The organism is Neokomagataea tanensis (assembly GCF_006542335.1).
Lineage (GTDB): Bacteria > Pseudomonadota > Alphaproteobacteria > Acetobacterales > Acetobacteraceae > Gluconobacter > Gluconobacter tanensis.
In genome coordinates this window covers 921,461-943,771 of sequence record NZ_CP032485.1, presented here as the reverse complement: position 1 = coordinate 943,771, position 22,311 = coordinate 921,461, and the positions used below count along the sequence as shown (strand labels likewise).

Annotated in this window: 21 protein-coding genes and 1 tRNA gene; 13 read left to right on the top strand and 9 right to left on the bottom strand. The window is 52.2% G+C overall.

Annotated elements, in window-relative coordinates; translation table 11 throughout:
• Window positions 1–38: 38 nt before the first annotated feature.
• The 4 genes from D5366_RS04350 to D5366_RS04335 are packed head-to-tail and all read right to left on the bottom strand — an operon-like array spanning window position 39 to window position 4,233.
• Window positions 39–542 (bottom strand): GlcG/HbpS family heme-binding protein, encoded by a 504-nt coding sequence (locus tag D5366_RS04350; protein WP_240775345.1) that lies wholly within the window; start codon window positions 540–542, stop codon window positions 39–41.
• Between the two features lie 5 nt (window positions 543–547).
• Window positions 548–2,182, bottom strand: coding sequence for a GMC family oxidoreductase (locus D5366_RS04345; protein WP_141492446.1), 1,635 nt, complete (start codon window positions 2,180–2,182; stop codon window positions 548–550).
• A 23-nt stretch (window positions 2,183–2,205) separates the two neighbouring features.
• The gene (locus D5366_RS04340; protein WP_141492445.1) at window positions 2,206–3,666 is read right to left on the bottom strand and encodes a c-type cytochrome; all 1,461 of its coding nucleotides are present in this window, start codon (window positions 3,664–3,666) and stop codon (window positions 2,206–2,208) included.
• Window positions 3,667–3,684: 18 nt separating this feature from the next.
• Complete coding sequence (locus D5366_RS04335) at window positions 3,685–4,233, bottom strand: sugar dehydrogenase complex small subunit (RefSeq protein ID WP_141492444.1); 549 nt, start codon at window positions 4,231–4,233, stop codon at window positions 3,685–3,687.
• 617 nt (window positions 4,234–4,850) lie between these two features.
• Between D5366_RS04335 and D5366_RS04330 the strand changes: the two genes are divergently transcribed.
• From D5366_RS04330 to D5366_RS04290, 9 genes are all read left to right on the top strand, one after another.
• Entirely contained in the window at window positions 4,851–5,873 is a 1,023-nt protein-coding gene (locus D5366_RS04330) for a PstS family phosphate ABC transporter substrate-binding protein (RefSeq protein ID WP_141492443.1), read from the top strand.
• Window positions 5,874–5,892: 19 nt separating this feature from the next.
• Window positions 5,893–6,885 (top strand): PstS family phosphate ABC transporter substrate-binding protein, encoded by a 993-nt coding sequence (locus D5366_RS04325; protein ID WP_141492442.1) that lies wholly within the window; start codon window positions 5,893–5,895, stop codon window positions 6,883–6,885.
• A 246-nt stretch (window positions 6,886–7,131) separates the two neighbouring features.
• Window positions 7,132–7,797 (top strand): ATP phosphoribosyltransferase, encoded by a 666-nt coding sequence (gene hisG / locus D5366_RS04320; RefSeq protein ID WP_141492441.1) that lies wholly within the window; start codon window positions 7,132–7,134, stop codon window positions 7,795–7,797.
• Between the two features lies 1 nt (window position 7,798).
• Complete coding sequence (gene hisD, locus D5366_RS04315; protein ID WP_141492440.1) at window positions 7,799–9,094, top strand: histidinol dehydrogenase; 1,296 nt, start codon at window positions 7,799–7,801, stop codon at window positions 9,092–9,094.
• Between the two features lie 178 nt (window positions 9,095–9,272).
• On the top strand, window positions 9,273–9,491 hold the full coding sequence (gene infA / locus D5366_RS04310) for a translation initiation factor IF-1 (protein WP_008852017.1): 219 nt from the start codon (window positions 9,273–9,275) through the stop codon (window positions 9,489–9,491).
• Window positions 9,492–9,504: 13 nt separating this feature from the next.
• Window positions 9,505–10,146 (top strand): Maf family protein, encoded by a 642-nt coding sequence (locus D5366_RS04305; RefSeq protein WP_141492439.1) that lies wholly within the window; start codon window positions 9,505–9,507, stop codon window positions 10,144–10,146.
• A complete protein-coding gene (locus D5366_RS04300) occupies window positions 10,143–11,231 on the top strand; it encodes a ribonuclease E/G (RefSeq protein ID WP_141492438.1) in 1,089 nt (362 codons plus the stop codon). The genes D5366_RS04305 and D5366_RS04300 overlap by 4 nt, the downstream gene beginning before the upstream one ends.
• Before the next feature lie 2 nt (window positions 11,232–11,233).
• Window positions 11,234–11,404 carry a DNA gyrase inhibitor YacG gene (locus D5366_RS04295; protein WP_141492437.1) on the top strand — a complete coding sequence of 57 codons (171 nt, stop codon included), beginning with the start codon at window positions 11,234–11,236 and terminating at the stop codon, window positions 11,402–11,404.
• A gap of 65 nt (window positions 11,405–11,469) precedes the next feature.
• Window positions 11,470–11,545: transfer RNA gene (locus D5366_RS04290), tRNA-Phe, on the top strand.
• A 39-nt stretch (window positions 11,546–11,584) separates the two neighbouring features.
• Here the strand turns inward: D5366_RS04290 and D5366_RS04285 are convergent.
• From D5366_RS04285 to D5366_RS04265, 5 genes are all read right to left on the bottom strand, one after another.
• Entirely contained in the window at window positions 11,585–11,917 is a 333-nt protein-coding gene (locus tag D5366_RS04285; RefSeq protein WP_141492436.1) for a hypothetical protein, read from the bottom strand.
• Window positions 11,918–12,021: 104 nt separating this feature from the next.
• Window positions 12,022–12,432, bottom strand: a complete 411-nt coding sequence (locus D5366_RS04280; protein ID WP_141492435.1) for a DoxX family protein — start codon at window positions 12,430–12,432, stop codon at window positions 12,022–12,024.
• Between the two features lie 182 nt (window positions 12,433–12,614).
• The gene (gene rho, locus D5366_RS04275) at window positions 12,615–13,910 is read right to left on the bottom strand and encodes a transcription termination factor Rho (RefSeq protein ID WP_141492434.1); all 1,296 of its coding nucleotides are present in this window, start codon (window positions 13,908–13,910) and stop codon (window positions 12,615–12,617) included.
• 238 nt (window positions 13,911–14,148) lie between these two features.
• Window positions 14,149–15,678, bottom strand: coding sequence for a GMC family oxidoreductase (locus D5366_RS04270; RefSeq protein ID WP_141492433.1), 1,530 nt, complete (start codon window positions 15,676–15,678; stop codon window positions 14,149–14,151).
• 12 nt (window positions 15,679–15,690) lie between these two features.
• A complete protein-coding gene (locus D5366_RS04265; protein WP_141492432.1) occupies window positions 15,691–16,332 on the bottom strand; it encodes a gluconate 2-dehydrogenase subunit 3 family protein in 642 nt (213 codons plus the stop codon).
• A gap of 169 nt (window positions 16,333–16,501) precedes the next feature.
• Between D5366_RS04265 and sucB the strand changes: the two genes are divergently transcribed.
• The 4 genes from sucB (at window position 16,502) to D5366_RS04245 (ending at window position 22,306) form a co-directional block, all read left to right on the top strand.
• Window positions 16,502–17,641, top strand: a complete 1,140-nt coding sequence (sucB, locus tag D5366_RS04260; RefSeq protein WP_141492431.1) for a dihydrolipoyllysine-residue succinyltransferase — start codon at window positions 16,502–16,504, stop codon at window positions 17,639–17,641.
• A gap of 149 nt (window positions 17,642–17,790) precedes the next feature.
• Entirely contained in the window at window positions 17,791–18,738 is a 948-nt protein-coding gene (locus D5366_RS04255) for a L,D-transpeptidase (RefSeq protein ID WP_373317523.1), read from the top strand.
• A gap of 101 nt (window positions 18,739–18,839) precedes the next feature.
• Window positions 18,840–21,104 carry a TonB-dependent receptor gene (locus tag D5366_RS04250; protein WP_240775344.1) on the top strand — a complete coding sequence of 755 codons (2,265 nt, stop codon included), beginning with the start codon at window positions 18,840–18,842 and terminating at the stop codon, window positions 21,102–21,104.
• Window positions 21,101–22,306: a histidine-type phosphatase gene (locus D5366_RS04245; RefSeq protein ID WP_141492429.1), complete on the top strand. Its 1,206-nt coding sequence runs from the start codon at window positions 21,101–21,103 to the stop codon at window positions 22,304–22,306. Before D5366_RS04250 ends, D5366_RS04245 begins: the two co-directional genes overlap by 4 nt.
• Window positions 22,307–22,311 lie beyond the last annotated feature (5 nt).

Below are 22,311 nucleotides of genomic sequence, written 5' to 3'. Positions count from 1 at the left end.
GATGGCCGCAGTGCAGAACCTGCGTTGAAAAAATGCGTTCATTCGTGTGCCTGCAGGGGTTTGGCTTTTAGGGTTTCCTGAACAGCTGCTTGCGCTAGGCGTGCGTCGGTTTCGCCTTCACCACCGCTGAGGCCCAGTGCCCCGATGATCCGACCATTGACTGTAATTGGATACCCACCACCTGCTGGAAGCGCATTTGGTAGCGTTGCGATCATGAAGTTCCCCTTATTGAGGGCATGTTCCATGTCTACGGTGGGGCGTGAGAAGGAGAGGGCAGTTTTTGCTTTACGAATAGCAAGCTCAGTGCTGCCGAGTTGGGTGCCGTCCATGCGTTGAAACGCAACGAGGTTGCCGCCCTCGTCCACAATGGCAATTGCCACATGTGCGTGTGCGCTTGTTGCTTCAGTTTGCGCTTGGTCGATAAATTGAAGAGCAGTACGGAGGTTCACGGCAGGCTCCTGTGCCATAGCAATTGGGCTGAACAAGATTGCGCTAGAGAGACCAATGGCAGTGGCTAGGTTACGGGTGAAAGAAAGCTTCATTGTCATTATCCGTTCTTGTGATCTGCAAGGATGGCGTCGCCCGCTCTGAGAGAGAGGGCAGCCATGGTCAGTGTCGAGTTAACTGTGCCAGAGGCAGCCATAGCGGCACCAGTTGCAAGGAACAGATTGGCGTGATCATGGGTGCGCAGCCAAGAATCGACCACGGAATCTTTCGGGTCATGGCCCATGATGGTGCCACCGGTAATGTGGTTGTTCGGTGTGAAATACGGCGCGATTTCAATTTCCGTGCCACCCATGGCCTTGGCGATGTCGAGTAGTCGCTGGCGTGAAATTGCCGCAGACTTACGGACATATTCACCCACATCGTAGGTCACCTCTGGGTGCGGGATACCCAGCGCGTCACGGTGATCCTTGGAAAGAACGAGACGATTTTCCGGGTCAGGCAACACTTCATGGTTAGCGTACAAGTCTACGCCATGTGCTGTGCGGCGGCGGATTTCTTCGTCCAGTTTCTTGCCAACCAGCCCCATAGAGAGAGCCTTCATGCCCGCGCGTGAGTTTTGGGCCGTGTTGTTATAACCGATCTGGGTAGCGGCATATTCTGAGCGGAAATCACCATCGCGGAAGTTGGTGATGGAGCTCATTTGAACAGAGCCCCCGCCTGCCCAAATGGGCTCCGCCGATTGCAGGCTCATGCCTAAGCCTGGATGGTCCATCATGTTACGACCCACTTGGTCGGATGAATTGGCGATGCCATTGGGGTTGCGGCTATTGGCGGCGAGCAAAAGAAGTTTGGGTGTTTCAATTCCGTTTGCCGCAATTACAAATGTCTTGGCTGTTACGCGGTAAGAGTGTTTGTCTGGATCATAGAAACGAAGTGCGGTAATTTTGTTGGCCGCGTCTGTTTCAAAGGCATAGACAACAGCATTTGGAATAATGCGCGCACCGTGCTTTTCGGCCTTCATCGCGGCATAGACGCCGTTATACATGGCACCGATTGGGCAAATAGGCATGCAGTTGTTATTACCGCAGCATTGCGGGCGTCCGTCGTAAGGGCGGCTGTTGCGCCCTTGCGGAACGGGCGTGTTGTCAAAGCCCAGTTTTTTAACGATTTCCGTGAAGGTACGGTCCCCATACCCATAAGGCATAGAGGTCATAGGCCATGGGTGCTGACGCGGTGCAGAGGGAACGATCGTTTGATCGTTTGGCCCCATGACGCCCATTTCGCATTCAGCTGCGTAGTAATAAGGCTCTAATTCATCGTAGCTCAGCGCGTAATCTCTTCCGACACCAAACTGGCTATGCAGGCGGAAGTCGTTTGGAAGGTAACGCCAGCTAGATGCGGCCCAGTGCCATGTTGTGCCACCAACTCCTTTAATAATCCCTTGTTTATACGCCGTACGGTCCGGCCCTTTAACAATAAGATACCCATTATCAGGGAAGAAATTGGTGTGTGGTGCCCAAGGCACGCTGGGATATGGCGTAGCGTAATCGTACTGGGATTTGTTGTCAGGTGGCATAGCGCGCCAGTTTTCAACGATTTGATCACGGTCACGGCGTGGGCCAGCATCCAGCAGCAAAACGGAAAGGCCATTGCGCGCTAGTTTATGTGCCAGCATTGAGCCGCAAATGCCTGCACCGGCAATGACGACGTCTGCGGAAAGATTTTGTTCAGTCATGGTCGTAGTTCCTTAAGTTCCGTTCAGACGCTGCGACGATTGCGCAGAAAAGCGCGTAGGCCGAAGACAACAATGATCAGGCCGATCAGTGCGGCTGCTGCGAGGCTGAGCATGACCTTCGGGTTCGCAAGTTGTGCGACCAGAACGGGTTTGCCACCTGTGCGGATCTGACGGACAAACTCTGGGGAGACGGTTGCTTGTGTGTTACCGAAATGGCTGAGGACGTAGTCTGCAATGTCAGCCACCTGTGTATCGGTCAGAGGTTGGACGAGGGAATTATCGCCGAAAGCCGGCATGAGTACTTCCTGCCCATCGACTGTCCGGTCGACACCAAAGAGAATGCTGGCGACAAGGTCATTCGGGTTCAACTGACCAGTTGTCGTATTGCCGACGAGTGATGGGTACTGCCCATCTGGCGTGCCGCGGCCATTGGTTTGGTGGCAACTGGCGCAGGCGGATTCATAAAGCGTCGCACCATCAGTAATGCCGTCAAGTGTGCTCGTAGCGCGCCGGGCGTCGGCTGAGGCGATGTTATAACCTGACGGATGACCGCCATGGTTAAAATTGGCGGCTGTAACACCTGCTTCATGGATTGGAGGAACAGAGCGCAGATAAGTAATGATTGAGGTAATGTCTCTGTCGGGCAGATGCTGTAGGCTGTGCTCTACCGCCTCAGCCATAGGGCCAGCGGCCCGGGCATGAGCTGTTTTGCCTGTCTTGAGATACGCAAACAGGTCTTCGTCCGACCAGCCGCCAATTCCGCTAATGGGGTCGCTTGTAATATTGGGCGCGCGCCAAGGGCCAATATCGGCTCCCGCAAGGTACTGCGACTGTTTGGGAACGAGCATCATATTGCGGGGCGTATGACATTCACCGCAATGTGCAAGCTGGTCTACGAGGTAACGTCCGCGGTTCCAGTCATCGCTACGTGAATGGTTAAACACATAGGGTTTATCGCTGATGCTGGCGACCAGCTTCCACAAGCTGAGCGAAGCGCGGATATTGAAAGGAAAAGGAAGCTGCGTTTTGGGTGCTGGGGCATCGACGGCGGGCACCTCAGTCATAATGTAGGAATAAAGAGATTTAATGTCAGCGTCGGTCAGTTGGCTGTAAGCGTCATAAGGCATTGCTGGGTAGACATTTGCCCCGTCGGGGCGCACGCCGTGACGCATTAAAGTCGTGAACTGTTCTAGCGTGTAATTACCGATGCCGTATTTTTTGGACGGTGTAATATTGGTCGAATAGATATTCCCCATAGGAGAAGAAATAGCGTATCCCCCGGCCAGAAACTGCCCATCACGCCCATTTGTATGACAGGCTGCACAATCTGCCGCGATAGCAAGATAGTGCCCGCGGCTAATGGAGGGATGTTTAGCTTCCTCAGGCACAGGAGCTGCTGGTTGAGCGTGCGCTATGGCACTTGATGCCAACAATGCACAGCAAAACGCAGAGGGAATGAACGAGCGGAAAGAAAAGGAAATCATAGCGGTCAGAGCCCTTGCTTAAAATTTCGGCATTGCGTCGACGGGATTGGGCTCAGCCAGCCAGTAATTGGGGCCGTTATGTGCGTATGTCGGGATTACGATATTATCGCGGGTGCTCTGATACATGAGCGCGTTGCCAAAAGCGTAAACTTTAGCATTCGTACCGCTCTCGAGTACGCCTGCGTACCAGCCTTTGATAATTTGCAAAACAAAAGGGTGGAGGGGATCGTTAGCTATTTGAGGCTCAAACGCCTCAATATCGCTCGCTTGGCTTTGTGCAATACGCGTGTTCAGCGTAGCGATGTCTTGCCGCGCTGTTTGGCGCAGTGCCTGCAAGCCTGCGAAGAGGGCCGTACCGGTTTCCAAGTTTAAATTATCGTGTCCCGTAACGAAACGCGAAAGCTTCATAAAGGCCGAGACGCCGGATTGATCTGCTGTGACTAATTCTTGTGCGTATGAGGTCCGGGATGCCCACCATTGTGCAGTAAATATTGCTGCACCTGATGCGAGAACAAGCCGTCGCCGAGTAAGGGTTATGGGAGCTTCGGGAGAGGCAGGGCCAGGCATGACGGCATTCCTTGTAGTCAGACGACGTTTCCAGGAGCATCACGCAGTCGAGCAAAAGGGCTTGATCTGTGATGCAAGTTTCATTTCGCTGTAAATTCCATCTCTCTCCATTAATGAAAAATAAAAACTATGTGATCGAGAAAATTATTAAGTTTTTTATTTAAAATCATTTTAAAATGTACTGCATAAGTACAGTTATTTTATATGATATTGATAATCATTCTTACCTTTTAAAGGGAATTTCTAAATTTGTACTTGAAGACTTAAAAATAAAATTAGGGGAACAATTTGTTTGTATCGAGGTTCACTATATAAGTGATATATTAAATATCATTAATATTTGTAAATCACAAAAATATATAGCGTAAATAAATAAAATAATCTGATAGTATCTTTCATGATTTTTTATTATCATTAATATAATTACTTGCTATTAATTGTATTAATGAATAAATATTTTGATTTAACATCGTTAATCTTCCAAGTCATTTCCGCTTTTTAAAGAGAGATACAATTCGAAGCATTCCAAAGCTAGTTTTTTGTTGAGAATGATAATCATAAGCGATTATATCCGGCCATATTGGGTATCCTCCCTTGAAAAAAGATGGGAGACAGCATTGTCTCGTTGCCTGCTGCGATGCGCATTAAGCATCAGTATTTTATTATCAGTTTTGCCGCCCCAAACTTGGGCGGCTGACGGTTACCCAGATTATAAGCCTGCTGCGGTTTCTTTGACCGATTCCGTTGGTTATCGCCTACCAGACGGATTTGTGGCGGAGGGCGGGGCGAAGCATGTTCATTTCATCGTAGAAAGGTTCAACCAGCGCTTTACGCACGATCATCCTGCAATTCACTTTCGTGATCTTTCGCGGGGTACAACAAGTTCCATGCCTTTGTTGACGCATGGAAAGATTTTGTTTGGCTCTATGGGGCGTCGTATCAATCCGCTTGAATTAAATGCCTATCAAAAAATAACTGGGACACGACCTCTGGAGATACGCATCGCACATACAAGCGATGATACATCTCAAGATCTGGCAACGTCTTTGGCGGTTTACGTCAACCGCGCCAATCCAATGACGAAAATTACTCGTGCCCAGTTGCGCCAGATTATGTCGGTTGGGAATGCCCAAGGGGATTATTCGACCTGGGGTCAGTTGGGTCTGAAAGGTGAATGGAAGGCGCGCAGCATTCACCCATATGGGACACCAGAATATACAGGCTTTGGGCACTACATGCAGAGTGAGCAGTTAGAGGGACGATCACTTCCTCCTGCTTATGAATATTACGGGGATACGGACCATATCTTGCGGCGCTTGGAAGCTGACCCTGCCGGTATCGCTGTTGCCGCACTAGGGAGAGAAACCCCCTCGCTACGTCAACTGGCGATATCGGAAGATGAAGCAGGTCCATACAGCCTTGGCAGCCGCGATGATGTGCAAAATGGCCGTTATGTTCTGGGGCGTTATCTTTATTTTTATCTCAATAAGCCTGAGGGCCAGCCGCTTGACCCTCTAGTAAAAGAATATCTCACTTTGGTCCTCTCCAAGGAGGGGCAAGCTATTATTGCGGAGCAGAGCAAGGGTTACATTCCTCTCACGCCAGCAGAAGCGCGTGCAGAGATGGCGAAACTTAATTAATTGCGGCGGAAAATATAAAATGCGTTCGTTTATTTATACAATAAGCCTCGCCGTAATGGCGCTTAGTGTCGCCCCTGCCGCCTCGCGGGCAGAGGCTGTGCAGCCAGATGCAAGGCATCAAGTTTCTATTGTCGGAAATGATGGGTTGCAGAAAGTGCTCGAAGCAATGATGCCCCTCGTGAAGGGGGCTCATTCAAGCGCACAGTATCGCTTTGTTTTGAAAGGTTCTTCAACGGGGCTACCCGCTTTGGCTGCAGGAGTGGCGCTTTTTGCGCCGATTACCCGTGAAGCACGACATGCCGAAATTTCTGGTTTTAAACAAGCTAAAGGCTACGAACCTGTTGCTGTAAAAGTGGGTTATGCAGGGTGGGGACCGCGCCAGAACGGGAAAACACCAACGGCAGTTTATGTCGCGCGTAGCAACGCACTGGAAGCAATCTCTATAAACGATCTCGGAAGAGTTTTCTCTGCTGGATCCCCATTAGGGGACTTCAATGTCTGGGGACAGTTGGGAAGCAAGGGTGATGCTGCCAAGCGACGAATACATCTTTATGGTTTGCGGGATGATGGAAGTTTCGCGACAGGTTTGAGGGAGCATTTGTTTGATAACCGCCCCTATGCTGCACGCTACGAGCCGCTTGAAAGTTATGCGAGTGTTTTAAAAGCGGTAGTAGCCGACCCTTATGGCATTGCCATCATAGGGGCCATCAAGTCGTCCGATGTGCCGCGTGATGTTCGCTTGTTGCCTGTTCGGGATAAAGCTGGAGTTTTGCAGACACCGTCGCGCCAAGCTGTGGCGGGAGGGGCATACCCTTTGTCTTCAGGAATTTATTTTTACGTTGATAAAGCTCCGGGCAAGCCGTTGGACCCGCTAGTCAAGTCATGGTTGAATGCAGCTTTGTCGGATGAGGGGCAGTCCATTATCGCTCAACAGTCTAGCACGGAGGAGGGCTACTTGCCTTTGGCGCCGGAGGATTTGCGAAAGGAAAGAGCAGTTCTTCAGGCCATGTAGCGGCCGGATGATTGTCTCGTTTTTGCTGTTGGTGAAAATGCGGCCAATAAAGCGCGCTGGGCGTATAAAGTCTTTTTTCGCTCGCGCGCTTTCAAAAACATCGCAGCCGGGCTGAAAAATGTGGGAATAATAGGGATTAACGGCCTGATGGGTTTGGGAAGCTAGGCGCTTCGTGGTATGCGCTGCAGCATGTCACTGGAAAAGAGATCGTACTTCCAGTGAGGCTGCAACGAGGACCGACACGTTATGACCGCCGCTCCGCTGATACTCGCCCTGCCCAAAGGACGTATTCTAAAGGCTCTTAAGCCTGTTCTGAAGCATACCGGGATTGAGCCGGACGCGGATTGTTTGGATGAAAGCAGCCGCCGTCTTCGTTTTGGCACGTCAGACCCGAATTTGGACGTTGTGCGCGTTCGTTCGTTTGATGTTGCAACGTTTGTGGCTTATGGCGGCGCGCATATTGGGGTGTGTGGCTCCGATGTGCTGATGGAATTTGATTACCCGGACATTTATGCACCGCTGGACCTAGGTATCGGCGGATGTCGTGTTTCTGTCGCTCGCCCTAAAGATGCCCTAGAGGACGCGACAGCGGGTTGTTCACACGTGCGTGTCGCTACAAAATACCCTTCAATCGCGCGGCGTCATTTTGCTTCGAAAGCGATTAATGCGGAAATTGTGCATCTGAACGGGGCGATGGAACTGGCACCAACTCTCGATCTCGCTTCGGTGATTGTTGACTTGGTGGATACTGGCTCGACCCTTCGTGCGAATGGTTTGGTAGAAACAGAAGTCGTAGCTCAGGTGAGTAGCCGCCTCATAGTAAACCGCGTCGCGTGGAAAACACGCCCGGAGGAAATCGGGGCTATAATTGAGCGTTTTCGCGCCGCTTTAAATGAAGAAAAGGCAGTTTGATATGCGCCGCCTAAGCACGACGGAAGCGGATTTTGAAGTTTCTTTTTCGGCCTTGCTGGCTGGGCGCGGGGGCCAGGAGCGTAGCGTTGTAGAGCCCGTGCGCGCGATCCTGTCGGACGTGCAGGCACGGGGTGACGCGGCAGTGTGCGACTATACTGCGCGCTTTGACCGCCTTACCCTCACGCCGGAGCAGCTCAGAATTGATGCGGATACCATCAAATCCGAGGCCGCACGTGTCCCGACGGATTTGATGGATGCTCTGAAATTGGCTGCCGAGCGCATCGAGGTGTTCCATGACGCCCAAAAGCCGACGGATTTAGATTTTACGGATTCGGCTGGAGTACGTTTGGGTATGCGCTGGACCGCGTTGGATGCGGTTGGCTTGTATGTACCCGGCGGAAAAGCTGCTTACCCTTCTTCCGTGCTCATGAATGCGCTTCCTGCCCGGGTCGCGGGGGTCAAGCGTTTAGCGATGTGCGTGCCGACTCCTGATGGAGTTTTAAACCCTCTCGTTCTTGCGGCGGCACACCTTTGCGGTGTGGAAGAAATTTATCGCGTAGGCGGAGCGCAGGCTGTTGGTGCTTTAGCGTATGGGACACAAACAATAGCGCCAGTTGATCGGATTGTAGGCCCCGGCAACGCTTTTGTGGCGGAAGCAAAAAGGCAAGTCTTTGGTCAAGTTGGTATCGATAGCATTGCCGGTCCATCAGAAGTTGTGGTCGTAGCAGATGGCAATAACGATCCACGACTCATCGCTGTCGATCTTTTGGCACAGGCCGAGCATGACGAGCAGGCTCAAGCCATTTTAATTACGACCGATTCTGCCTTTGGTGAGCGTGTCGGCACAGCAGTAGCAACCGAGTTGGAGACATTGCCGCGTGCTGCCATTGCTGCGCGCAGCTGGGCCGATCACGGTGCCATTATTGTCGTGAAAGATTTGGATGAAGCGGCAGAACTCGTAAACCGCTTGGCCCCTGAGCATCTGGAGGTGCTGGTCGAACGCCCGCGCGATTTCAGTGCGCTTGTCCGTCATGCCGGGGCTATGTTTCTCGGACGTCACTGTCCAGAAGCTGTCGGTGATTACGTCGGTGGGCCAAACCACGTTTTGCCAACCAGCCGAACAGCGCGTTTTGCTTCCGGGCTATCGGTGTTTGATTTTATCAAGCGCACTACGATTATCGAAACAGATCAGGCAGGTCTGGAGCGGATCGGGCCAGCGGGCGTGGCTCTAGCCCAAGCGGAGGGGTTGGATGCGCATGCGCTAAGCCTTTCCTTACGTTTGGGACAAAAGAGCTGAGAGAAACAGTGTAAAGCAAGCGCCTGAAGTTGAAGTTTTGAGCTTCGGGCGCGTTTTGCTTGACCTTTTGGCCGCCAAGCAGCACATAGCACACTGGTTTTTTCGGTGTTTTGGCCGAGTTGCAGAGTAAGTGCTCTGCATTTCTTTTATTGAACCGTACCCTTAGACAAGGACTCACATGTCGAAAGAAGACCTAATTGAATTTACCGGCACCGTCACGGAACTGCTGCCAAACGCAATGTTTCGCGTAACGCTTGATAACGAGCACACCATTCTGGCGCATACGAGCGGTAAAATGCGTAAAAACCGTATCCGCGTTCTGGCCGGTGACCGTGTAAACGTTGAGATGACACCATATGACCTTACAAAGGGTCGTATCACTTTCCGCTTCAAGTAACGCGGCAAGCGGCATGCCCGATTCTGTTGTGCCAGAAAGCGCGGCTTTGCTGCGACCGTCGCTGGTTCTCGCATCGGCGTCGCCCCGGCGTCTGGAGCTTTTAAAGCAGATTGGTGTTACCCCTGACCGGGTGGTGCCAGCTAATGTTGATGAAGAGCCGCGCCCGCAGGAGCTGCCACGCGTGCTAGTGCGCCGTTTGGCTCAAACGAAGGCTCAACATAGCGTCGGGCAATGCAGCGATTCAGCTTTAATTTTGGCTGCGGACACGATTGTGTGCGTTGGTCGGCGTATCTTGCCTAAGGCTGAGGATGAACAGACTGCACGCAGTTGCTTGAAGCTGCTCTCAGGTCGTAATCACAAGGTTTATACTGCGGTTGTCCTTCAGCCGAGTGCGCTCAATACGCGCGGCGTCCAGTGTGAACGTCTTGTGGAAACAACCGTAGCGTTTAATCGCCTGACGGATCAGCAGATAGACGCATTGATCCAACAGGGAGACTGGCGCGGCAAAGCGGGCGGCTATGCAATACAAGGAGCTGCTGCAGCGCATATCCGCCAGATTGGTGGAAGCTACTCAGCCGTTGTTGGCTTGCCCCTGTTTGAAACAGCGCAACTCTTGAGGGGACAGCCCGGCCTGTCTGGTGCTTGGGTTGTATGATTGAGATTCGCGCGGCCTGTTCGCCGGGCGAGGTTCGTATCGCTGTTTTTGATACGGATATTTTCGAAGAAGACGGCCCTACATCTGGTTTGCTGGATGTAGGGATATGGCGCACCGGTGCACCTGACGGTGTGGGTGATGAGCATGTAGTACGGGTGCAGAATGTTGTCCCCGCTTTAGGCGGAATGTTCGTGCTGCTGGAAGGTGGCGCGGTTGGTTTTATGCCATGCCGCAAGCCATTCGAGCAGGGACGCCTTGTGGTCGGTTGTGTTGCTAGGGCAGCGCAAAACGGCAAGGGGCTGCGTCTGCGCTTGTTCGAAAAAGAGGTCCCCCCAGACATCAAGGCGCCTAAATGCCTTCACCGTGGTGCGACTCCTCTCGAAGAATTGGCAGTGCGCTACCCGGATGCGGCAATCATAATTGATAGTCAAAGCGTAGGAACGCGTCTGCCTCAAGCGCTTCGTAGACGCTGCCGTTACGTGCAATCAGCTTTCGATCAGGAAGCAGAGGCTGCGTTTGACGCTTTGATCGCCCCTGAAGCGTCTGTTGCGGGTCTGGTGGCTTTATTTTCGCCGACGCCCGCTCTGGTCGCAGTTGATATGGATGGCTCGGGGCAGGGGCAGGGGGCTCAGCCCGATTTTGCCAGTAATGTTACGGCTTTTCCGGCATTAGCGCGAGAAATCCGGCTGAGAAACTTGTCTGGCACATTGCTGATCGATGCGGCTGGCGTGAAAACGCGAAAGCGGGCCGCGCTGTCGGGGTTTTTAAAAACCGCTATGGCTGGAGACCCGTTACGGCCGGAAGTTTTGGGGGCGACACCGTCCGGCTTGATCGAAGTGGTGCGCAAGCGGGTGCGTCCGCCGCTCCATGAAATGTTCGGATCGCCGCATGGCATTGCGCTCGCTATACTGAGGCAGATCATCAGGGAAAACCTTAAGGGCACGCGTTTGGTGGCTTCTATCGCTGTTATACGCGCCTTAGAGAGTGATCCTGCTGCCCTTGAAGAGGCCGCGTCTGCGCGGCTGTCACCTTTAGAGTTGGTTGTTGACCCTGAGCGGTCTTTGCGTCTTTGGAGTTTAACGTAGAAATGCCTTGTCCAGTGTGTAAGCGGGCTACGGAGCAAGCTTTCCGCCCGTTCTGTTCGCGTCATTGTGCGGATGTGGATTTAGGCCGCTGGTTTACGGGAGAATACCGCGTCCCGTCCTTCCGGCAGGACAATGATGAAGAAAATGAAAATTCTTTTGGCAAAGAGGGTTGATCATCTTTCTGGGATAGGCTAACTACCCCGTCACCCGGTTGGAGTAACTCTCCTAAAGGGCCGGTGCCCAAGTAGCTCAGTTGGTAGAGCATGCGACTGAAAATCGCAGTGTCGGTGGTTCGATCCCGCCCTTGGGCACCATTTAAAATACAAAAATCCCCGATAAAATCAGTATCCGACTTACAAAAGGTCGGTAATAAAATCTCCAAAGAATAGTACCGCATGGGCTAGATCTTTTGGTTTTTCAAGCGTTTTAAGCTCCGCTTGGAGCCTTCCGCGTTGCCACGCAAAACCGTGGCCCAGGGGCTTTCCGTTAAATTTACGGATTAGGGCGAACACCATGGGTGTTCCGTGCATTGTGCATTCAATGACAGAGACCTCTCCCCACATGGACGAGGATGTATTGAAAACCGAAGCGTTTTCGATCTGCCGTAAATATTTACGCCATTCCAAAATATGGATGAAATGCGTGTCTTCGGGTTTTGATAGTGTGGGGCTTTTTAAAAAATGCATGACGAGCTCCGCTGAGCTTTGTATGCGGTAGCTGTGTAAAAAGAGTTAACAACAAAGTTTTATTCTGAAGGCCTAGTGACGAAAGTGACTAGGCCTGATGTGTTTCAGCGGCGTTTGAAAGAGAGCTTGAAGCGACCTGGGCCAGCAGCGGCAAGGGCGAGTAAACCTCCAGCAATGCTGATATTTTTGTAAAAATGAATCATCATGTCGTAGCGAAGCAAGCCGCTCATGGTCCAGAAATGATGCCCAATAAAGCCTGTCGCTATGGTGTAAAACGCAAGGAGCAGGGCGATGGGCTCTACCAGAAGACCGGCCAGAAGTGCGAGGCCGCCAAAAATTTCAATGCCGATTGCGGCGACTGCTGACATCGTTGGAAGTGGGGCGCCGGATTGTACCATGTAGCTTACAGCCGCTGAGAAATCCGTCAGTTTGCTCCAGCCCATGACAAGAAACAGCAGTGTCAAACCAAAGCGGGCGATTAGAAGCAAGGTATTGCGGGGGATAAACGCATCCATGAGAGTAAACTCCAAAAAAGAACAAGCTCTGATGGACGCGTTTTAAAGAGCTGCTAAATTTATATAAATAGAAACAATAGAAAGTCTTTATTTCTATTTTTTAGCTTATGGCCGTCTAAGCAATAGTTTTGTTTGCGTGACCAGATAAAAAAACGGCCCGCTCGAGGGCGGGCCGTTTGGCACTAGTTGTTCATGGCTTCAAAGAAGTCACTGTTCGACTTGCTGTATTTAAGCTTGTCGAGCAGGAAGTCCATGGCGTCCATGGTACCCATCGGGGCAAGGATGCGGCGTAGGACCCACATCTTGGAAAGATCTCCACGATCCACCAGCATTTCTTCCTTACGCGTACCCGACTTCGTGATGTCGATTGCGGGGAAGGTGCGCTTATCAGCCAGCTTACGGTCGAGAATAAGTTCAGCGTTACCCGTACCTTTGAATTCTTCAAAGATAACTTCGTCCATGCGGGAGCCTGTATCAATCAGTGCTGTTGCAATGATCGTTAAGGAGCCGCCTTCTTCGATATTGCGCGCAGCACCAAAGAAGCGCTTGGGGCGCTGCAATGCATTGGCGTCTACACCACCGGTCAGCACCTTGCCGGATGAGGGCACAACGGTGTTGTAGGCGCGGGCAAGGCGCGTAATTGAGTCAAGCAGAATGACCACGTCACGTTTGTGCTCAACGAGGCGCTTCGCCTTTTCGAGTACCATTTCTGTTACTTGAACGTGGCGTGTAGCGGGTTCATCAAAGGTTGATGAAACAACTTCACCGCGTACCGAGCGCGCCATGTCCGTGACTTCTTCGGGGCGTTCGTCGATAAGCAGAACGATCAGGAAAACGTCTGGGTGGTTAGCGGAGATGGAGGCTGCAATGCTTTGGAGCATAACAGTCTTACCCGTGCGGGGTGGAGCAACGATCAGTGCGCGCTGGCCCATACCGATTGGCGTGACAAGGTCGATGACGCGTGGTGTGTAGTCGCGCTGATCTTTCTTGCCTTTGCTACGACCTTCAACGGGAGGAGCTTCGGCTTGTTCAACTTCCATTTTCAAGCGGCGCTCTGGGTAAAGCGGCGTCAAGTTATCGAAGTTGATACGGGTGCGGACTATCTCAGGGTCTTCGAAATTGATGGAGTTGACCTTGAGCAGTGCGAAATAGCGTTCTCCGTCGCGCGGGGCGCGGATCTGACCTTCAACGGTGTCACCTGGGCGAAGACCAAAACGGCGGACCTGTGCGGGTGAGATGTAGATGTCGTCTGGACCGGGAAGGTAGTTAGCTTCTGGGCTACGTAAGAAGCCGAAGCCATCGGCGAGAATTTCAAGTGTGCCTTCCCCGTAAATGGCCTGATCGCGCTCGGCCAGAGATTTGAGGATAGCAAACATGATGTCCTGCTTGCGCATGGACGAGGCGTTCTCGATTTCGAGTTCCTCGGCATAGGCCAGAAGGTCAGCTGGAGATTTCTTTTTTAGTTCGGCGAGATGCATGCAGGATGCGCCTTGATTGGCCCTCTGGGCGTAACATAGGGGGGAAGGATGTGCCGCTGGAAGACCGATCAATCGGTTAGAGGCGTCTTTCAGGGTGCTTTTACAGGAAAAGGGCCCGAAAGAGGGAGACATCCGTAAAAGGAGGGAGACTATACGGTCTTACCCGATAGAGTCGGGGTAACCCTAGAGGCCACCCCGAGGCGTTGTCAAGTTTTCTTTGGGTCTTCGTGAAAGCCCGTTATTGGCGCAGCATTGCATCAGCCGTTCGGAGCGAAAGCGCCATGATTGTCAGGGCGGGGTTCGCGGCTGTAGCGCTTGGAAAGGTTGAGTGGTCGCTGATCCAGAGGTTGGGGATGTCAAAGCTTTGGCCAAAAGGCGTAACAACCGCGCTATCAGCTTTTGTTCCCATGCGTGCAGTGCCAATCATATGCGCTGCACGATCTAGGATGCGTATATCTTTTGCTCCGACAGCTTGCCAAAGAGACGTAAGGAGTTTGGATGCGTGTGCATGCATTGCCAACTCGTTCGGACCGTAGCTGTGCGTAATGAGTGGTTTCGGGATGCCGAGAGCATCCTTCTCATGCGACAAGACGACCTTGTTATCTGGGTGCGGGATGCAGTCCCCGTGTATGCCTAATCCAGCGCTACGGTTGTATTGGGCAAGGGTTCGCGCCAGGTCGGGCCCTCGGCGTGTTGTGCCGCGCGCGACGAGGCTGCCCCATGTAACCGGCATCATACCCAAAGATTGGATCAGGTACCCCCCGGCGAAATCGGCGTCTTTGGGACGCATCATATCTTCTGTAATTGTTAAAGAAGGGTAGCCACGATTAGGGCGCAGGTCTTCGTCAAACACGCCCCATACTTGAGTAGAGATGTGGGTCATGTAGTTTTCCCCCACCTGACCGGAGCTATTAGCCAAGCCGTTATGGAGGAGTAAGCGCGCTGTTTCTACTGCTCCAGCCGATAAGACGAGCTGATCACATTTCTGGCGGATATCTTGGCCTTTATGGTGGTAGACGACGCCTGTTATCTGCCCGCGCTGGTCTGTTTCAATGGTATGGACAACGCTTTCTGCTCGTATTTCGGCTCCGTGTGCGACGGCAAGGGGAAGCCATGTGTTATCTGCGGATGACTTTGAGCCGTTTCTGCAGCCTTGATGGCACGCCCCGCAGTTAGAGCATGCTTCTCTTTTGCCAAAATGGGGTTGTTCTACCGCTTGTGTAATGAGCGCAGTCGGTCCGTCTGCATGGCGTATGCCAAGAGCATCGCAGCTTTCGCGCATTTTGAGCGCCGCAGAGTTGGCTGGCGGGGGGGCGAAAGCATAGGAGCGGCTTGGGTCCCATGGATAATGTTTGGGGCCGGATACGCCAATGAAAGCCTCGACTTCTTCCAGATAAGGTAGGAGTTCGTCATATTGGAAAGGCCAGTCAACGCTCATCCCGGTTTCGGTATGCAATTGCATATCGCGGGGATCTGGCCGCGGCATAAACGCTCCATAATGAAGGAGGGAGCCACCGACTCCTGTGCCGCTGTTATTGCCGCCAAAAGCCTGAGGATTGGCCCCGCCCGACAGGCGTTCGTTCAGCCAGTATAATTCACGGGCGCCGGCTTCATCAGCTGTGTAATTTTCGGGATTAAAGCGTGGGCCAGCTTCAAGCACAATGACGCGCTTACCAGCTTGAGCCATGCGGGCAGCAATGGGAGCGCCGCCAGCACCACTACCAATGATGACAACATCCGCAGTTTCGGTCGTGGGATAGGTTTTCATTATCAGGCGCTCTTAAAGCTCTGTTACGGGGAGTGAGGCCAAGGAAGAAGACGCCTTAGGCTCAAAGGCTTCAGGGGTGTCTGGTGTAACGCACTGAAAGCCTGAAAGGCTGCTGTTATTACCGTTTAGGTAAGCGGAAATACCCAGCGCCTGATGTGCGTCAGGGTGTCCCATGAAAGCATCGATAACATCGGCACGAAAATCTCCCGACCAGCGCTGCATTTGAAATGCTGAAAACCTGTCCGGTTTGCATAAACCAATTGCCCCTTCTGCTATGCGATCAAGCAGCGCGCCGCCTTCTTCCACGGAAAGGGAGCTGAGAGGTTTATTATAAGTACTCTCAACATAGTCACTTACGGTGAGGAGGGCAGTTTCCCACGCAGCAGCGTCCGAGGGGAGTTCAGCAAATCTCCACCCATCACGGGGGCCGGTGAGCGCCCGGTCTACCGCGGCTGGCAGATCAATTGGTTTGCCCGGGATTAGCTCGTCTTGCGGTAGCAGAGCAGACACCAGCGTTGTCAAAGCAGTGTAAGCTTTAGGAGAGAGGGTCCGGGCGTTTTCTTCAGGTGTTCTGCGGGCTTGCAAAATTGCCTTCGTACGGCTGGTGAGCCTGTCCGATTGCAGAATGTCAGAAGAAGATGCGGAAGTGGTCATGACGGCCTCAATATCAGGGTCTTGCCTTTAAAACATATGTGCAGGTGAAGGTTCCCGGTTTTCCGGAGGGGAGTAAGATGCGATATTGTCTTTAACGCAGAGTGTGTAAACCGTAGAACACACCAAAAAACGTTCCGTGAGGGGCGATGCTTTAGGTAAGGAGCTGAACATGGCGGTCGAAATTAGAGTGCCAGCACTGGGTGAGAGTTTGACGACTGCGAGTGTTGCGCGCTGGCTCAAAAAAGCCGGGGACTATGTTCAGCTCGACGATGTAATTTTAGAATTGGAAACAGATAAGGTCTCGGTAGAGGTGGTTGCGCCGAGTGCGGGCGAGCTTGGGAATTGCTTGCCTGAGGGCACTGAGGTGGAAATCGGCGGTTTGCTTGGAACGGTAGATGAAACAGCCCAAGCTCCGGTATCTCAAGTCTCTCAGCCCCAGTCCCCAGAGCCTCAAGTTCAGGCGTTTCAAGAGCAGGTAAAAGAAGCGCCACCAGCACCACCAGCGCAGGCAAAACTTCATTCAGAAACAGCGCTCCCTCTGCAAGCGCAGTCCAAAGCATCTCCGTTCGAGGGTCCTAAAGCTGTCTCGCTTAAGGCGGAACAGCAGGGGCGGGAGAGGCGTGTTCCCATGTCACGCCTGCGCCAGACAATCGCAACCAACCTGAAAACGGCGCAAAATACGGCAGCAATTTTAACGACGTTCAATGAAATTGATATGTCGGCCGCCAAGGCAATGCGGGCTCAATATAGAGACGATTTTGAGAAGCGCCATAACGGTACACGCTTGGGCTTCATGTCCTTTTTCGCTCGGGCTGTTGTTGTTGCCTTAAAAGATTTTCCAGCAATCAATGCTCAAATTGACGGGGACGAAATCGTTTATCGTGATTTCGTTAATCTGGGTATCGCTGTCGGTACTGAGCGCGGCTTGGTCGTGCCGGTACTGCACGACGCTGATGTGATGAGTTTTGCTGAATTAGAGCGGGGTATTGCGGATTACGGCACGCGCGCCCGCAAAGGCAGCTTGCGGCTTGAAGAGTTAGGGCAGGGGACATTTTCCATAACCAATGGTGGAATCTTCGGGTCTTTGTTGTCCACTCCAATCTTGAACGCTCCGCAATCGGGCATTTTGGGTATGCACGCAATTCAGGATAGGCCTGTCGCGCGTGACGGTCAGGTTGTTATTCGTCCGATGATGTATGTTGCGCTGTCTTACGATCACAGAATTGTTGATGGGCGCGAAGCGGTCAGCTTCCTTGTAAGGGTGAAACAACTCGTGGAAGACCCTCGTCGCCTGCTGTTGGATCTTTAAGCGGGCTTGTGCGTTCCGGTGGTGTTGGGGGCAGTTTAAGTCTTTGCCCTCACAATGAATAATGTTTTGACCGTAGTAAGACTAAGTTCAGGATCTTTGCTTTGCTGATGTCGCTCGCCCCTTTCTCCCGATACGTACGCCGCGGCGCGATGGTCGCTGTAAGTGCTATTGCAATGTCTGGCTCGCTGGTCGGGTGTGCGCATGGTGGGCAAATGGCGCCGACGTCAAACGACGCTAACATGCCGACGCAAAGCGCAATGGCGGAAGTGCCCCCGCCCCCAGCGCCACCGCAAACAAAGCCGGAGCCTCCACCCGTCGTTATCCCACCCTTGCCGGTGGCGACTGACGCTGAAGCACGGGCAGAAGCGCATAATTTGCAAAAAGAAATGCGCCAAAAAATAGCACGCTACACGCCGTTCAGCCCCTCACGGCGCGCCACCTTCGTGCAGATGGCCAAGGACGCGATAGAACAAGACGGCACCAAAATTGACCGGCCGCAAGTGGTTATGGTCGTGGACCGAGCAGAGACCGTACAGCGTGTAAACTTCGTTTTGGCGTTTCCTGATGCTCCATGGGAGTCTCTTGGAGGGGCGCCCGTATCGACCGGTACGACTGCTCGTAAGTACTATTACATCACGCCGACTGGAGTGTTTCATAACACCATCGACCGCCTGGGGTATCGCGCGGAGGGTACCAAAAATAAGTTTGGCATCCGCGGCATTGGTGCAAAGGGCTCCCGCGTTTGGGACCTTGGATGGCACACTGCGATGAAAGGTTGGCTGCCGCAACACGAAACGGGGCAAATCCGTCTGGAGATACACGCTACCGATCCACAATTTCTTGAGTGGCGTTTAGGGCATTCTGCCTCTGAAGGCTGTATTCGCATTCCAGCGGCTTTGAATCAAATTATGGACCATCACGGTTTGATTGATGCTCAATACGAACAAGCTGCAAGTTACGATCGCCGCTTTTCGTCATTGCTGCTGAAGGACCGGGTTCCTTTAAAAATTGCGGGCGACTTGATTGTCGTGATTGATTCCGGATCCGGAACAGAGCCTAAAATTGACCCATTAGCCAGCAAGCGACAACTGCCATAGTTCGTTATGAACTTTTAATGACAGCCCTTTAAATATCTTTTATCGTTAGAAGTATTTCGGCTACAGAACCCCCAATTATTACAAAATATTGGCGGGTTCTCATGGCTTTTAAGCGGCGTTTTACGGCACCTCGCGCGGTGTGCCTTGCCGGTACAATGTTATTTTCCGTGGCACACTATGCACACGCAAAAGACCTTTCCGAGCATAAAAAAACTCAAAAAACGAAAATTGACAAAGCAGACAAAAAGCATGTCGAAAATATAACGGTTATCGGGCGGGCGGCGCGAATTGCTCCAGCATCAGTACCGTTAAATATTACGCAACCGACTTCAATTATTCAGTCAGGGTTTTTACGCAATAACATTGTTCCACTTGCCAGTGTGGATGATATTATTCGTTTCCAGCCGAGTGTCTTTTCTCAAAACCCGAACGGCCCGGGCATGGGAAAAGCTGAGACAATGAGCTTACGAGGCTTCCAAGACGGTCAGTACAATATGACGTATGATGGTATCCCGTTCGGGAACGCGTCTGACCTGCACCACACAACGTCATCACTTTTTATCGCGCATTTTCTTGATCAGGCTGAAATTGACCGGGGCCCCGGCACCGCGTCAACGATCGGTAATGCTACTTTCGGCGGCACAATTGGCTTCCGCTCACGTGATCCATCCAAAAAAGCGGGCGTTACCCTTTACGGAACCTATGGTAGCTTCGCGACCCGGGCTGGTGGGTTAATGCTTGAGAGCGGTAAAACCCGTTTGGGCCGCGCCGTGCTTGATATGCAGCATGAAGACACGGATGGGTATTTAACGGGTTCGGGTGAACGCCGTAGTAATATTCTCTTTAAAGACGTTGCAGAGCTTGCGCCGGAAACTGTTCTGACGGTGCAGATGACATATAATCGTGAGTGGCAAAATACGACACAAGGCGCGACACTCGCGGATTATAAGTCGTTTGGTAATAATTATGGTTTGTGTAACGATCCAGCTCGTCAGTGTTATGCAGGATATCAGCCGAGCACATACGCGGCTGATTTTGATTATATCGGTTTGAAGACGCGCCTTGCATCGTGGTTAATATTTGAGAATCAACTTTACACGAATGGTTTTGAGCACTCGTACACTGAAAGCACGGATCCAAGCCAGCGTAGCCTGTCTGCCAATGGCGTAACGTTATACAATGCGGCAGGTAAAAAAGTAGCGACATACCCGAACGATATACCCGGAAAATACGCTGACGCAGCGATGCGGGCATACGGAGACACGATGCGCTTTAAAGCGCACACAGATTATGGCGATGTCCTTTTAGGTGTATGGGCTGATGTGCAAAAAGACCGTCGCTACACATATGCTGTTAACCTGAGCAAAAACTGGACGCCTGTTATCGGTAAAACAGGGTCCGCTTATAGCTATGATATTAGCGATACAAGCACGTCTCTACAGCCCTATCTTGAGCTGGATCTTCACCCTTGGCACGGCGCAACCATTAAGCCGGGTATAAAATACACATCGTTCCAACGCGATTATAATGCGGCGATTAACAAAGGTACGAAGGTACCTTTGGACACAACACAGAGCTACCATTCATGGCAGCCTTCAATCGCTATAAACCAGCTTATTACGAAAAAGTGGAGCGCTTACGCACAGGTTGCGCGTGGTTTTCTAGCGCCTCCGATGGCGGTTTTCCAAGTGAGTTCAGTGGGGAATATTTCGCCTGAAACAACGCTAAATTATCAGGTCGGCTCCGTCTACCATGGACGGAACTGGATGCTGTCCTTGGATGGTTATTACATCGACTTTGATAATTATATCGCCCAAGCTCAGATTAACGTGCCCGGCCAGATCGGAACAATGTCCACATATGTAAACAGCAGCGGGGCAGTCTACAAAGGTATTGAAGCCGAGGGGCAATATGCCTTGGGGTGGGGTTTCTCACTGTACGGCAATTACAGCGTTAATGATGCTACTTATAAAAAGACACGAGTTCACGTAGCATCTTCACCTGCGTTTTTGGCGTCAGCTGGGCTTTTGTTTGAAGACCCGTGTGGAGCATATTTCTCGCTTATGGGTAAATTTGTCGGGCCAAGTTGGGGGCTGGACAGCGTCACAAGCAGTTCAGGGGCGACAGTATTTGCCAATCAATACCGCATCAGCAGCAATGCAACGGCAGATCTGGCCTTGGGGTGGCGAATTCATAACATCGGTGGCTATTTGCGCGATGTTACCCCTAGCCTAAAGATTTCAAATCTGTTCGATAATCATGCCGTGAGCGCGTTTGCGGGCAATCAGTCAGTCGGTAATGCACCGCTCTACTGGCGATTGGCCGGGCGTAGTATCTTTTTTAATCTGACGGCGACCTATCCATGAAAATGTTACCTACCTTCTGCCGTATTCTAACGCTTGGTTGCGTGGTCAGTGCCGGGCTACTTAGCGCGCCACGGCTATATGCCGCACCAAAAGAGAACGCGGTGTTGGAAAAGGTGGTGTTTCTGGGGCGTCACGGTGTGCGAAGCCCAACGAAATCGGTAGATGAATTGCGCTTAATGACAGGCTTTAATTGGCCAGAATGGCCTGTCAAACCCGGGGAGATGACAGAGCACGGGGAGCAAGCTCTTGCCGCTATGGTAAAAGCGGTGCGCGGACGATATGTGCAGCAAGGTTTCTTATCGACGCAGAAATGCCCGTCGGACTCGCACGCGTTTGTCGTGTGGGCCGATGGCGCAGACCATAGAACGCAGCGCACGGGCGAAATATGGGCCCAAAATATTGCCCCGTCATGTGGGGTCGTGGCCCGATGGGCTGAGGGTAAGCAAAACCCTATTTACAATGGCCTGTCTGTTCAGGGTATTTCGACCTCTGACCATATGGCCGTTCTCAAAGACTTCATGACTCTTTCATCCCGGCCAATGCCGCCCGCAGTTGCTGCGGGTTTGGCCCATTTACAGGCATGGGTGGCGCCGGGCGGGTGCGTTTTGGGGCACAAATCGAGCGAGTGCTTCCGAATGCCCCTTTCGCTGGAATGGAAAGACGGCAAACCTCACCTTAAGGGTGGTGTCGCAACAGCAGGAATGCTGGCTGAAAATTTTCTGCTCATGCAGGCGGAAGGTTTTCCTGCGGAAGACTTCGGGCCGGAGCACGCAGATGTGGAACAAGCTATTCAACTGGTTATGCCGGTACATGAGTATGAGAGCCGTCTCCTACGTAGGACGCCGGCCTATGCTCGTGTAAAAAATGGCTTCATGGCGGCAGCTATTCGAAATTTTTTAATGGATCGAGACGTTAAGAATATTCCCGGTGTAAGTACTAAAACTCGTATGTTGGTTCTCGCGGGTCATGATTCCAATCAGGACGCTATGATGGCGCTCTTTGGTCTTTCATGGCGCTTTGCGGATCAGCCAGACAGTACAGCGCCAGACACAGTTATGGCTTTTGAGCGTTGGCGCCGTCCTAACGGGCGGAGGGAGTTCTTTGTGCGTATTTACCATCAATCGCTCAATGAATTGCGCAATGCACAAGAGCCTGATGTGAAGCGAAACGTCATAACATTAGTGCCCCGTCGGGGGCTGTGACCCCA

Coding starts and splice junctions, on each gene's coding strand:
- D5366_RS04350 (WP_240775345.1), bottom strand. CDS start 542: ATGAAGCTTTCTTTCACCCGTAACCTAGCCACTGCCATTGGTCTCTCT.
- D5366_RS04345 (WP_141492446.1), bottom strand. CDS start 2,182: ATGACTGAACAAAATCTTTCCGCAGACGTCGTCATTGCCGGTGCAGGC.
- D5366_RS04340 (WP_141492445.1), bottom strand. CDS start 3,666: ATGATTTCCTTTTCTTTCCGCTCGTTCATTCCCTCTGCGTTTTGCTGT.
- D5366_RS04335 (WP_141492444.1), bottom strand. CDS start 4,233: ATGCCTGGCCCTGCCTCTCCCGAAGCTCCCATAACCCTTACTCGGCGA.
- D5366_RS04325 (WP_141492442.1), top strand. CDS start 5,893: ATGCGTTCGTTTATTTATACAATAAGCCTCGCCGTAATGGCGCTTAGT.
- hisG (WP_141492441.1), top strand. CDS start 7,132: ATGACCGCCGCTCCGCTGATACTCGCCCTGCCCAAAGGACGTATTCTA.
- hisD (WP_141492440.1), top strand. CDS start 7,799: ATGCGCCGCCTAAGCACGACGGAAGCGGATTTTGAAGTTTCTTTTTCG.
- infA (WP_008852017.1), top strand. CDS start 9,273: ATGTCGAAAGAAGACCTAATTGAATTTACCGGCACCGTCACGGAACTG.
- D5366_RS04305 (WP_141492439.1), top strand. CDS start 9,505: ATGCCCGATTCTGTTGTGCCAGAAAGCGCGGCTTTGCTGCGACCGTCG.
- D5366_RS04300 (WP_141492438.1), top strand. CDS start 10,143: ATGATTGAGATTCGCGCGGCCTGTTCGCCGGGCGAGGTTCGTATCGCT.
- D5366_RS04295 (WP_141492437.1), top strand. CDS start 11,234: ATGCCTTGTCCAGTGTGTAAGCGGGCTACGGAGCAAGCTTTCCGCCCG.
- D5366_RS04285 (WP_141492436.1), bottom strand. CDS start 11,917: ATGCATTTTTTAAAAAGCCCCACACTATCAAAACCCGAAGACACGCAT.
- D5366_RS04280 (WP_141492435.1), bottom strand. CDS start 12,432: ATGGATGCGTTTATCCCCCGCAATACCTTGCTTCTAATCGCCCGCTTT.
- rho (WP_141492434.1), bottom strand. CDS start 13,910: ATGCATCTCGCCGAACTAAAAAAGAAATCTCCAGCTGACCTTCTGGCC.
- D5366_RS04270 (WP_141492433.1), bottom strand. CDS start 15,678: ATGAAAACCTATCCCACGACCGAAACTGCGGATGTTGTCATCATTGGT.
- D5366_RS04265 (WP_141492432.1), bottom strand. CDS start 16,332: ATGACCACTTCCGCATCTTCTTCTGACATTCTGCAATCGGACAGGCTC.
- sucB (WP_141492431.1), top strand. CDS start 16,502: ATGGCGGTCGAAATTAGAGTGCCAGCACTGGGTGAGAGTTTGACGACT.
- D5366_RS04255 (WP_373317523.1), top strand. CDS start 17,791: ATGGTCGCTGTAAGTGCTATTGCAATGTCTGGCTCGCTGGTCGGGTGT.
- D5366_RS04250 (WP_240775344.1), top strand. CDS start 18,840: ATGGCTTTTAAGCGGCGTTTTACGGCACCTCGCGCGGTGTGCCTTGCC.
- D5366_RS04245 (WP_141492429.1), top strand. CDS start 21,101: ATGAAAATGTTACCTACCTTCTGCCGTATTCTAACGCTTGGTTGCGTG.